The sequence below is a fragment of the Streptomyces sp. NPDC049627 genome, assembly GCF_044465645.1.
Lineage (GTDB): Bacteria > Actinomycetota > Actinomycetes > Streptomycetales > Streptomycetaceae > Streptomyces.
The window spans coordinates 239,326-250,915 of record NZ_JBITLW010000001.1; the positions used below are offsets into that span (position 1 = coordinate 239,326).

Below are 11,590 nucleotides of genomic sequence, written 5' to 3' on the forward strand. Positions count from 1 at the left end.
CGAGCGAGGACTACTCGTGGGCGTCTGACTGTCGTACGCGAGGTGATGTCTCCAGCACGCGCGCCACGGCGGCGGCGACGATGTCGACTGGCGTGTCGGTGTCGAACGACAGGTGGTGGCCAGGCACCTTGGCCGTGCCGGTGACGGCGATCTTCCATCCCTCGCCGTCCGTGCCGGGTCGGCCGAGCGGGAACCAGCCGAGGTGAAAAGCGGCCGGGGGTCGAGCTGACGTGCATGTCCGCGCGGTCGTCCACAATCAGGTGGAAGGCCCCTGCGGAGAACTGGTCCATGACGAGCGTGGGCTGGCCGGGGTCGAGGTGCCACTCGCGCAGCCGCAGGGCTTCGACGGTGGTGGAGAAACCGGGGCCCACGGGCGCTACGGTCACGGGCAATCACCTCGTCGCACCCATTGGCCAGTCTTTCCGCGGTCTTTCCTGTCTGCGCCCGGCGAACTGTTCTCCTTTGACAGCCAAGTTGGACCGGCGCGATGCCCTGGCCTGGGACGACTAGGTTGGATGTCAACGATCAGACCTGGTCTGCTGCCTCTGCGAGCTCCACAAGATCTACCCCGACCGGTACGGCCACCAGCACTCCCCAACTGGTCTCCAGGTCGGCCTGACGGCGCAGCAGTTCGACCTGGACAGGTGAGGGGTTCAGCCGGTTGATCCCGGCGGTGAGGAACGCGGCCAGGCCGGGGACCGTCTTGGACTGCGGCGAAGCCTTCCCTGAACCATGAAGGAACCCATCAAGTGGCTCTCTCCTCCTCCATCCGTCGCCGGTCGACCGCGTTTGCGCTCGGCGCCGCTGCGATCCTGCTTGGCCTCGCGAGCTGGTACGTGTTCTCGGGCCGAGGCACAGGGCTGCTGCCGCAGAGCACCTGGGGGCCGTGGCGGGAGAAGCCGCAAGTGAACCACTGGGGAGTGCAGGTGCGGGTCAATTCGTGGAGCAACGCCGCTGAAGCGCACGTCTACATGGGCAAAGCGGAGGACTTCACCATGAAGTCGTACGGCACGCGAGCCAGTGCCACGACGGTGATGGACGGCACCCGGTTCACCCTGACACCCGACGGCAAGATCACCGGACAGTGGCCCCAGGAGCACGACACGAGGTGACGTAAGCAGCCGCACGCTCGTAGCGCAGCAACCCAGCCATCGCTGCTCGCGGCGACGGCGCAGTGGCCGGGGCAGTCCGGCAGGCGGAAGGTCGGCGTTCCGCCCGGGCTCCGCGCCATGGAGCGAACGCGTCAAGGAAGCCGGAATGACTAGGTTCGCTGTCAAGCACCATGCCCGACGCGCGCGCATGCCGAGTTCAGGGTGTTTGCGGGAGCGTGGAGGCGGTTTCGGGCGTACCGATGAGTTTGGTGCGGACCCGCAGTCGATACCCCTGGATCCACCGACAGCGGTGGGCCTGTGCTGGAAGCGTTCCAGCGCGGGAGGAAGCACAGGGAGGCAGTGTTGAGCGTCTACGACTCCGAGCGGGAGCACACCATCCGGACTGGCGAGAAGAGGACCCGGGTGAGCGGTCCCAGGGTGTTGGTGGCGGGGGCGAGCATCGCGGGACCCGCGCTCGCCCACTGGCTGCGCCGGCGGGGGGCCGAGGTGACCGTGGTGGAGCGGGCTCCCGGGCTGCGTCCCGGCGGGCAGGCGGTGGACGCGCGCGGGGTCGCCAAGGAGGTCATCGGGCGCATGGGGCTGGACGCGGCGGTCCGCGCGGCGTGCACCGACACCGCCGGCGCGCACACCGTGGACGCGGACGGGCAGGTGCTGGAGACCTTCCGCGCGGACGACGACGGTGGCGACGGGTTCATCGCGGACATCGAGATCCTGCGCGGGGACCTGTCCCAGGTGCTCTACGACGACACCCGCGACGGCGTCGAGTACATCTTCGGCGACCGAATCGCCGAGCTCGCCCAGGACGCGGACGGGGTCGACGTGCTCTTCGCGGGCGGCGACCGTCGGCGCTTCGACCTGGTGGTCGGGGCCGACGGGCTGCACTCGGAGCTGCGGGCGATGGTCTTCGGGCCGCATGAGCGGTTCCTCCGCCACCTCGGGCACGTGCTGGCCTTCTACAGTGTGCCCAACGAGTTCGGGCTGGACCGCTGGCTGCTCGAGTACCAGGACCAGGAGTCCGGGCGCTCAGCCCTCCTGCGACCCGTCCAGGACGCCACCCGGGCGATGGCCATGTTCTACCTCGCCTCGGCTGACTTCGACGTCGACCACCGTGACGTCGCGGCCCAGAAGCGCCTGCTGCGTGAGCGGATGACCGGCCTGGGCTGGCTGGCCCCGGGCATCCTCGCGCACCTGGACGATGCCCCGGACTTCTACCTCGACCAGGTCGCCCAGGTGGTGATGGACCGCTGGTCGAGCGGACGGGTGGGGCTGCTCGGGGACGCGGCGTTCAGCTCGTCGCCGATGTCCGGGCAGGGCACCGGGCTGGCCCTGGTCGGCGCCTACCTGCTGGCCGGAGAGCTGGCCGCCGCCGGGTGGGACCCCGACACCGGGTTCGCCCGCTACGAGGCGCGGATGCGCTCGTTCGTCGAGGCCAACCAGGAGATCGGCCGATTGAACGCCCGCAGCCGCGACGTCCCCGGGCCAGACGCCGAGCCGCGCCCCGATTTCGCCGGCGAATGGTTCACCGAGCTGGTCGGGCGCGCGATCAACGGCATCGAGCTGCCCGATTACGCGGGGGCTCCGGACTCCGCAGCCCCGGCAGGATCGCCGATCACCTCGTCAGCCAAGCCGTAGGTGCTACAGGGATGGTGTGACACGGAGGGTTTGCTCGTTCCGTTAGGGTGCGCCGAATGGACGACAGCACTTCATGGCAGCAGTCAACGGCGCCTCAGACCCTGTACTTCCATCCTGACTATCTCGATGCAGTACGCGCCGAACGCAAGACGACCACGGTACGTTTCCGTGACCCGGTGGAGACGGGCCCGGTGAACCTGGTGTTCGAGTTGGACGACGAGGTGGCACTGCCGGGTGTCGTCACGCAGGTCACCGCCAAGACGATTGCCCAGCTGAGCGATTCGGACGCCCGAGCGGACGGTTTCCGCGATCTCGCCGAGCTTCACGACAGACTGCGGTTTCACTACCCCCAGATCGAGCCGACCGACACCATCGCCATCGTGCACTTCCGGTTGGCGAAATAAGAGAGTGACCTCAGGCATCGACCGGGTGCCCGGCAGTCGGTCGGGCCGGCCACCGGGACCGAGTTCCCGCCGGCCGAGGCCAGCAGCACCATCGCCCGCCGAAACCGCACCGAACTCATGCTGCCTCGCCGAACGATGTGCTGAAGCTTCTGCCCCGTCGGTGTCCAGTGCTAGCCGGGCTCAGGCAGGGTGTCCGGCAGGCCGAGTGCGGTGGAGATGTGGCGCCAGATGGCGGTCAGCGCCGTGTCGAGGGTGACCGTCGGGTCGCGCAGCATGAGGCGGATGCCGTAGCCGTCGCTCAGGGACAGCACGAGCGTGCTGAGTTCGTCCACGTCGGTCGGTGTGAACTCGCCGGAGGCGATGCCGCGCCGTACGGCGTCGGCCACCCAGGCGTGCAGCTGCGCGTACAGGTCGACGGCGAAGACCCGGGTGGCCTCGTCGCGCAGGGCCCGCACCCACAGTTCCTGCCAGAGCCGCCAGTCCTGGTGCAGCTCGGGATCGGTCGGCAGCAGGTTGCGCAGGATGCGGGCCAGGATGACCGCCGCCGGTACGGTCTCCGCGTCGCGTTCGACGTCGACGGCCGTATGGGCGAAGGAGTGGGTCATCGCCTCGGTGAACAGCTTCTCGCGCGTGTCGAAGTGGTAGTGCAGCAGCGCTGTGGAGACTCCGGCCCGCTCGGCGACCATGCGCATCCGGATCTTCTCGAAGCCGATCTCCGCGATGACCTCGCACGCCGCGGTCAGGATGCGCTCGCGCGTGTCTGCCGTGCGCACCTTGGTGGACACCCTGCGGCTCCCCTCGTTCGGTGGTCATAGGCCATGACCATCTTCCCTCACGGCCGCTCCGCCGGTACCGGTGCCTCACGCGGCGGCTGGTCGTCGTAGGCGTGGAAGCCACGCCCGGACTTCCGCCCGAGCAGCCCGGCCTCCACCATCCGCGACAGCAACGGGGGCGGCGAGTACTGGGGCTCGCGGAACTCGGCGTACAGCGACTCGGCGATGGCCCGCGTGGTGTCCAGGCCGATGAGGTCCGTCAGGGCCAGCGGGCCCAGTGGATGCGCGCAGCCGAGGACCATGCCGCGGTCGACGTCCTCGACGGTGGCGCTGCCCGACTCCACCATGCGGATCGCGGCCAGGAGGTAGGGCACGAGCAGCGCGTTGACGACGAACCCGGCCTTGTCCCGGGTCCGGACCACTTCCTTGCCGAGGGTGCCGGTCACGAAGGCCTCGGCCCGAGCCGCCGTGGTCGGCGAGGTGAGCAGCGACGGGACGAGTTCGACGAGCCGCAGGACCGGTACGGGGTTGAAGAAGTGCACGCCGACGACGCGGTCGGGGCGGCCGGTCGCGGCGGCGAGCCGGATGACCGGGATGGAGGAGGTGTTGGTCGCGAGGATGGTGCCCTCCCCCGCGACCACCGAGTCCAGGCGGGTGAAGACGTCGAGTTCGAGGCCCTCGTCCTCGGCCACCGCCTCGATGACCAGATCGCTGTCGTGCAGGGCCTCGATCTGGTCGACGACGGTGATCAGGGCCGCGGCGGCCTCGCGCCGCTCGGCGCCGAGCCTGCCGTGTGCGGCGGCCCGCTCCAGCGAGCGGGCGATGCGCAGCCGGCCGGCCCGGGCCGACTCCGCGTCCCGCTCCACAACCGTGACCGGCACGCCGGCCCGCGCGCAGACCTCGGCGATGCCGGCGCCCATCAGACCGCAGCCGACCACTCCGACGCGCTTGATGTCGGTCATCCGTCTTCTCCTCTCATCCACGTCATCCACGGCCGCCGAGGTCATACGCCGGGCAGATCCAGGACCGCCGAGCCGCGCTTGATCAGCTCGTTGGCGATGATCAGCCGCTGGATCTCGGAGGTGCCCTCCCAGATCCGGTCCACGCGCAGCTCGCGGTAGAGCCGTTCGACGGCGTACGTACGGTCGTAGCCGCGGCCGCCGTGGATCTGCAGACACCGGTCGACCACCCGGCCGGACGCCTCGCTGGCCGAGAGCTTGGCGATGGCCGCCTTGGCGTGGAGCCTCTTGCGGTCCTCGGGCGAGGCCTGGTCGATCTCCCAGGCGACCTGGTGGGTGTAGGCGCGGTTGACGGCGATGTCGACGGCGCAGTCGGCGAGCATGCCCTGGATCAGCTGGTACGAGGAGATCGGCGCCCCGAACTGCTCACGCTCCACGGCCCAGTCACGGGACAGCTCCAGAGCCCGCTCGGCCGCGCCGGTGGTCCGGGCCGCGATCATGAGGCGTTCCTCGGTGAACCAGGAGCGGGTGATGTCGTATCCCTCGCCGATGCCGCCGAGCACGGCGTCCTCGCCCACCTGCACATCGGTGAAGGTGAACTCGGGGTGCTCGTAGACGAAGGTGTGCATGAAGCGGGGGACGCGCGTCATCTCAATCCCCGGAGTGTCCTTGTCGACGAGGAAGAGGGTGGGCGCGCGCTCGGGGCCGGCCGCGGCAAGCACGATCATGAAGTCGGCGTGGTCGCCGACGGTCACGAACCACTTCTCGCCGTTGAGCACCCAGCCCTGGTCGTTCCTGGTGGCGGTGGTGGCGAGGTTCTGCGGGTCCGAACCGGCGCCACGTTCGGTGACGGCGTAGCAGTCGCGGCGCTCGCCGTTGATCACCGGGATGAGGAAGCGCTCGCGCTGCTCGGGCGTGCAGAAGCGGAGCGCGTTGGCGGGCCGCCACACCATGTCCCACAGGGCGCCGGTGAGGCGTCCCAACTCCTCCTGCACGGTGACCTGTTCGGCGATGGTGAGTCCGGCGCCGCCCCACTCGGCGGGCATGTTGACGGCCTGGAGCCCGGCGTCCAGCACCGCGTCGCGGACCTTGGCGTGCGCGTCCGCGGGCAGGCCGTTGTCCTCCTCGCACTGGAGCTCGTAGCCGGCGATGAAGTCGGTGAGGGCACGCGCGTCGGCCTTGAGCTGTACCTGGCGCGGGGTGAGACGGAAGTCCATGGAAGTCCTCGCTGACGAAAGGCTGTTGTTCAGGTCGTTGTTCAGGTCGTTGTTCAGGTCGTTGTTCAGGTCGTTGTTCAGTGGGTGGGCAGGGCCAGGGCCCGGGTGCCGCGCTTGATGAGTTCGTTGGCGATGATCAGCCGCTGGATCTCGGAGGTGCCCTCCCAGATCCGGTCCACGCGCAGCTCGCGGTAGAACCGCTCGACGGCGTACGTACGGTCGTAGCCGCGGCCGCCGAAGATCTGCAGGCACCGGTCGGCGACCCGTCCCGCGGCCTCGCTGGCGGCGAGCTTGGCGGTGGAGGCCTTGGCGTGCAGGGTCTTGCGGTCGGTGCCCGGCTGGTCGGCCTCCCAGGCGACCTGGTGGGTGTAGGCACGGTTGACGGCGATGTCCACGGCGCAGTCGGCGAGCATGCCCTGGATCAGCTGGTACGAGGCGATGGGCGCCCCGAACTGCTCGCGCTCGACGGCCCAGTCACGGGCGAGCCGCAGGGCGCGCTCGGCCGCGCCGACCGTGCGGGCGGCGATCATCAGGCGTTCGTCGGTGAACCATTCCTTGGTCAGCTCGTAGCCGTTGCCGACGCCGCCGAGCACGTCCTCGTCGGCGACGAAGACGTCGGTGAAGGTGAACTCGGGGTGCCCGTTGACCGCGGAGTGCATGAAGTGCGGCAGCCGGGTCAGCTCGACGCCGGGCGCCGCCTTGTCGACGAAGAACAGCGTGGGCAGCCGCTCGGGGCCGGCGTCCGCCTGCACCAGCAGGAAGTCCGCGACGTCGCCGCAGGTGACGAACCACTTCTCCCCGTTGAGCAGCCAGCCCCCTTCGGTGCGGGTGGCCGTCGAGGTGCCGGAGGACGGATCGGATCCCGCGCCCGGCTCGGTGACGGCGAACGCGTCGAACTTCTCGCCGCGGATCACGGGCAGCAGGTACTTCTCGCGCTGCCGCTCGTCGCCGTACGCGAGGACGTTGGCGGGCCGCCAGGGAATGTCCCACAGACAGTTGGTGACCTTGCCGAACTCCTCCTCCACGATGACCTGGTCGAGCAGGCTGAGGCCGGCGCCGCCCCACTCGGCGGGCATGTTGATGGCGTAGACGCCGGCGTCCATGGCGGCGCGGGTCAGTTCGGTGACGAGCTGCCGGGGCAGGGGGCCGCCGGCCTGCTCGGACTGGTCCTCGTGGCGCATCAGCAGGCGTGCGTAATCGGCGGCGCGGCGCTTGAGGTCGGCCTGTTCGGGGGTGTAGCGCATGTCCATGGGGGCCTCTTCGGTCGGTTGACGCAGGGCGTTTGGTCACGCAGGGGTTCGGTCACGCAGGGGTTCGGTCAGGCGAGTACGGCGCGGGAGTCGAGGGCGAGGACCCCGTGCGGGCGTACGAGAAGGGGGTTGACCTCGATCTCGGCGATCTCGGGGTGGGCGGCGGCGAACGCCGTGATCGTCTCGACGGCCCGCGCGGCGGCGGCGACGTCGACGGGCGGTCGGCCGCGTACCCCGTCGAGCAGGGCGGCGGTGCGCAGTTCGCGCAGCAGGCTCACCGCCCGGTCGGCGGGGACGGGGGCCAGGGCGAAGGCGACGTCGTGCAGGGCCTCGGCCAGTACTCCGCCCAGGCCTACCATGGCGACCGGTCCGAAACGCGGGTCGCGGTTGACGCCGACGATCAGCTCGATGCCGCCGGTCAGGTCCGCCATGGCCTCCACGGAGTAGGCGGAGGCGCCGAGCCGGGCGTGCATCTCGCGGAAGGCGGCGAGCAGTTCGCCGGGTCCGGCGAGGCCCAGGGCCACACCGCCCGCGTCGGACTTGTGCAGCAGATGCAGTGCCTTGAGGACGTACGGCCCCGTCAACTCCTCGGTCACCGCGAGCAGTTCGGCCTCGTCGTGGATCTCCCGGGCGGCGGGAAAGGCGAGGCCGGCCGCCTCCAGAGCCCTGCGCGTCTCCATGTAGCCGCTCTCGCGCAGCGGGGATCCCGGCGGGGGAAGAGGTGTGACCCCTGTGCGCTGTCCGCCGGGGGCCGTCGCGGCGAGGGCGCGGGCCGCGTCCTCGGTGGCGCCGAAGACCGGTACGCCTGCCGCGGTCAGCGTGCGGCAGCTCGGCGACCCGGGATACATCGACTGCACCACGAGGGGTTTGGCGGTGGCGCGGTGCCGGCCGGCGATGAGGCGTGCCGCCTCCCGCTCCCCTTCCGCGAGCGCCGTACCGCCGCCGCCGAGCCCGCCCTCGGCGGCGGCGTAACCGCCGAAGTAGCCGGTCATCAGGACGGCGTCGACCTCCTCGGCCGACAGCAGCGCCGCGACCGTCTCCGCGTACGAACCGGGGTCCTGCTCGCCCATCCCGGCGAGGTCCACCGGGTTGGCGACGGCGGACTGTTCCCACAGGGCTCCCCGCAGCCGCTGCCGCGTCGACTCCCTCAGTTCGGGCACGGTCAGGCCGGCCGCCTCCACGGCATCGGCGGCGACGACGCCGTGCCCGCCGCCGTCCGTGAGCACGCCGACCCGGCGTCCGGCCGCCCGGCGTCCGCCGGTCAACGCGGCCAGGGCGACGGTGAGTTCGCGGGGTGTGGCGACCAGTTCCACCCCGGCGTCGCGGCATGCCGCGCTGACCACGTCCGCGGAGGTGGTCAGCGCGCCGGTGTGTGACTGTGCGCTGCGCGCGGAGGCGTCGCCTCGACCGGCGGTGAGCAGCACGACGGGCTTGCCCGCGTCGGCGGCGGCCTCGGCGAAGGCGCGTCCGTCGCCGAAGTCCTCCGCGTAGACCGCGATGGCGCGGGTGCCGTCGTGCCGGGCGCAGTCGGCGAGGAGGTCGACGAGGGTGACGTCGGCCTGGTTGCCGAGCGAGACGAACCGGGAGAAGCCGAGGCCATGGGGGCGGAAGCGGAGCTGGAGTTCGAGGGCGAGGTTGCCGCTCTGGCTGAGGAGCGCGACCCCGCCGGGTGTGAAGGTGTCGGAGGCGAGGAAGAGGTCGGTGGTGTTGTCGGCGATCCCCAGGCAGTTGGGGCCGACCATCACGGCACCGGCGGCGCGTACCCGTTCGGCGACGGCTTGCTGGCGGGCCCGCCCGGCGTCGCCGGTCTCCGCGAAACCGGCCGTGATGGCGACGATCGCCCGGGCCCCGCACCGTAGGGCCTCGTCGACGGCGTCCTCGAAGCCCGCGGCGGGCACGGAGACCACCGCCAGGTCGACGGGTTCGCCGATCGCGCTGAGGCTGAGGGCGGCGCTGCGGCCGAGCACCGTTCCGCCGCGCCGGTTGACCAGGTGGACGGGGCGGCGGCCGTTCGCGCGCACGGCCTGGGCGGCGATGGCGTGGCCGTACTTGGCCGGGTCATCGCTGGCTCCGACGACAGCGACGGAGACGGGGTCGAAGAGGGCGGACAGGTTGCGTCCCATGTCACTTCACCAGCCGCAGCGCGGAGTTGGGGCAGGCGGCGACGGCGGCCTCGGCGGCGTCCTCGTCGCCGTGCGGCACGTCGGTCGCGCGGACCTGCGCGTAGCCCCACTCGTCGAGGTCGATCAGCTCGGGTGCGGGTTCCTGGCAGAGGCCGTAGCCCTGGCAGCGGGTGGAGTCCAGCAGGAGTTTCATGGTGCGGTCCTTTCGGTGCGGCGGGGTCGGGGGCGTGGAGGGTGCCTGGGCCGGCTCAGGGAACCGGCACCGTGAATCGGCGCCCGTCCTCGGGGGCCGTGCCTTCGCAAGCGGGGCAGGCGGAGCGACGGTGGGCGTCGACGCGGCCGGGGAAGTGGGCGAGGAGCGCGGCGACGTTGCGGGCTGCGGCGTCGAGGAGCCCGCAGGCCCCCCGGCCGGGCAGTTGCCGTGACCAGCGGTGCAGCTTGTCGACGGTGTCGCCGCCGGCCTCGCCGTGTGCGACGGCCACCAGCGCTCGGGCCATGGCCCCGGTGCCGGAGAGGCACACTCCGCACTGCCGGGCGCTCTGCGCGCCGAGGTAGGCGGTGGCCTCCACAGCCACAGCGACCGGGCAGTCCTGCGGGCCCAGGAAGTGCAGTGCTCCGCAGCCGAGGGCTCCGCCGGCCGCGTTCAGGCCGTCGTGGTCGAGCGGCAGATCCGTCCAGCCCGCGCCGTACAGCCCGCCGAACAGGCCGCCCAGCAGCACTGCCTCGGCTTCGCCGTGCCCGCACAGATCGGCGAGGACCTTGAGATGCGTACCGGCGGGCACCTCGACGAGCGCGGCGGCACCGGCACCGCCACTGGCACCTGCACCTGCGCCTGCACCTGCGCCTGCGCCTGCGCCTGCACCCGAGAGGGTCACCAGGTGAGTGCCTGCGACGGCGTCCGCCTCGTCGAGACGCGAGTACATCAAGGCGATACGAGCCAGTGTCTCCACGTTGCCGACCAGGGTGGGCGCGCCGCCGACCCCGCTCTCGAAGGGGCGCGGCGGTTTCGACGTGGGCAGCGCCGGGCCGCCGTTGATCCGTCGTACGACCGCGGTCTCCTCGCCCGCGACATAGGTGTGCTCCGTGCGTACGACGTCGATGGGCAGCCGGGGCGGACACTCGGTGAGCGCCCGTCGCACGGCCCGCTCGGCGGTGGTGTCGGAGAGGTACACGTAGCCACGCGCGGCCCCGGTCATGGCCGCGGCCAGCCGCAGTCCGTCGAGGACCGCATGCGGGCGATGCCGCAGCAGCCAGCGGTCCTTCACGGAGCCCGGCTCGCCTTCCTCACCGTTGGCGACGACGACGCGCGGACCGGGTGCGTCGCGCACGGCACGGATCTTGACCGCCGTGGGGAAGCCGGCCCCGCCCCGGCCGCGCAGTCCCGTGGCGGCGATCCAGTCGAGCAGACGGTCGGGCGTGACCAGTGGCGCATAGCCGCCCCTGGCGAGGTATCCGTCGACGTCCTCGCCGCCGCCGAGAGGCCCGGCACCGGGCGGCGTCGGGACGAGGAGACCGTTCCGCCTTGCGGGGAGGAGGGAGAACACGCCGGTCATACGCTGCTCCTGAGCTCGGATTGGCCAAGGGGAGCGGTTCCGTGGCGTGACCTCAGCCGCGCCAGCGCCTGTTCCAGGTCCCGCCGCTGTGTGGCGGTGTGCGCGTAACCGGTGCCGGGCAGGCCGATCAGCATGCGGTGGTGATCGAGGACGACCTCGCAGGCCACCAGCGCCGCCCGCGGGTCGGCGGTCCCGGACGCCGCCGCCTCGACGACCAGGTCGGTGACCTCGCCGAGGTAGCGCAGCCAGCCGCGTTGCGTACCGCGCAGGACCAGCCGCTGGACGCGGTGCCGCTCGGCGGCGACGAGGGCCGACGGCGAGCCGCCGCGGGCCGGGGACCGCAGGGCGGCCACCGCGGTGGGCAGTTCCTGTTCGGGCTCGGGCGTGAGGCCGAGCCAGACGAGACTTCGGCGAGCGCTCATGCGTGCCTCCGGGGTCGCCCCGCTTCCGGGTGGTCCGGAAGCGGGGGCGGCGCGGCCATGACGTGGGTGGTGGGGATGCTCCGGCGCCGTCGCAAGAGGGGCGAGGAGCTGTCTGCGGTGTCCGGATCCGGACTCCCGGTGTGGC

At 71.5% G+C, this 11,590-nt stretch carries 11 protein-coding genes and 1 pseudogene; 3 read left to right on the plus strand and 9 right to left on the minus strand.

What is annotated here, in order from left to right:
* Window positions 1-10: 10 nt before the first annotated feature.
* A pseudogene (locus ACIBU0_RS01105) lies at window positions 11-386 on the minus strand (DUF317 domain-containing protein).
* A 363-nt stretch (window positions 387-749) separates the two neighbouring features.
* On the opposite strand from ACIBU0_RS01105, the gene ACIBU0_RS01110 reads away from it, so the two are divergent.
* From ACIBU0_RS01110 to ACIBU0_RS01120, 3 genes are all read left to right on the plus strand, one after another.
* Entirely contained in the window at window positions 750-1,112 is a 363-nt protein-coding gene (locus tag ACIBU0_RS01110; protein ID WP_398809731.1) for a hypothetical protein, read from the plus strand.
* Window positions 1,113-1,451: 339 nt separating this feature from the next.
* Window positions 1,452-2,744: an FAD-dependent monooxygenase gene (locus tag ACIBU0_RS01115; RefSeq protein WP_398809733.1), complete on the plus strand. Its 1,293-nt coding sequence runs from the start codon at window positions 1,452-1,454 to the stop codon at window positions 2,742-2,744.
* A 56-nt stretch (window positions 2,745-2,800) separates the two neighbouring features.
* A complete protein-coding gene (locus ACIBU0_RS01120; protein ID WP_398809736.1) occupies window positions 2,801-3,148 on the plus strand; it encodes an ASCH domain-containing protein in 348 nt (115 codons plus the stop codon).
* 170 nt (window positions 3,149-3,318) lie between these two features.
* On the opposite strand, the gene ACIBU0_RS01125 is transcribed toward ACIBU0_RS01120, so the two are convergent.
* From ACIBU0_RS01125 to ACIBU0_RS01160, 8 genes are all read right to left on the minus strand, one after another.
* The gene (locus ACIBU0_RS01125; RefSeq protein ID WP_398809739.1) at window positions 3,319-3,933 is read right to left on the minus strand and encodes a TetR/AcrR family transcriptional regulator; all 615 of its coding nucleotides are present in this window, start codon (window positions 3,931-3,933) and stop codon (window positions 3,319-3,321) included.
* Window positions 3,934-3,980: 47 nt separating this feature from the next.
* A complete protein-coding gene (locus tag ACIBU0_RS01130) occupies window positions 3,981-4,883 on the minus strand; it encodes a 3-hydroxybutyryl-CoA dehydrogenase (protein WP_398809742.1) in 903 nt (300 codons plus the stop codon).
* Between the two features lie 41 nt (window positions 4,884-4,924).
* Window positions 4,925-6,097: an acyl-CoA dehydrogenase family protein gene (locus ACIBU0_RS01135; protein WP_398809745.1), complete on the minus strand. Its 1,173-nt coding sequence runs from the start codon at window positions 6,095-6,097 to the stop codon at window positions 4,925-4,927.
* Window positions 6,098-6,174: 77 nt separating this feature from the next.
* Window positions 6,175-7,347, minus strand: a complete 1,173-nt coding sequence (locus ACIBU0_RS01140) for an acyl-CoA dehydrogenase family protein (RefSeq protein WP_398809747.1) — start codon at window positions 7,345-7,347, stop codon at window positions 6,175-6,177.
* Between the two features lie 68 nt (window positions 7,348-7,415).
* Entirely contained in the window at window positions 7,416-9,470 is a 2,055-nt protein-coding gene (locus tag ACIBU0_RS01145) for an acetate--CoA ligase family protein (RefSeq protein WP_398809749.1), read from the minus strand.
* Between the two features lies 1 nt (window position 9,471).
* On the minus strand, window positions 9,472-9,663 hold the full coding sequence (locus ACIBU0_RS01150) for a ferredoxin (protein ID WP_398809752.1): 192 nt from the start codon (window positions 9,661-9,663) through the stop codon (window positions 9,472-9,474).
* A gap of 55 nt (window positions 9,664-9,718) precedes the next feature.
* Window positions 9,719-11,023, minus strand: a complete 1,305-nt coding sequence (locus ACIBU0_RS01155) for an NADH-ubiquinone oxidoreductase-F iron-sulfur binding region domain-containing protein (RefSeq protein WP_398809755.1) — start codon at window positions 11,021-11,023, stop codon at window positions 9,719-9,721.
* Window positions 11,020-11,445 (minus strand): hypothetical protein, encoded by a 426-nt coding sequence (locus ACIBU0_RS01160; RefSeq protein ID WP_398809758.1) that lies wholly within the window; start codon window positions 11,443-11,445, stop codon window positions 11,020-11,022. Before ACIBU0_RS01160 ends, ACIBU0_RS01155 begins: the two co-directional genes overlap by 4 nt.
* Window positions 11,446-11,590 lie beyond the last annotated feature (145 nt).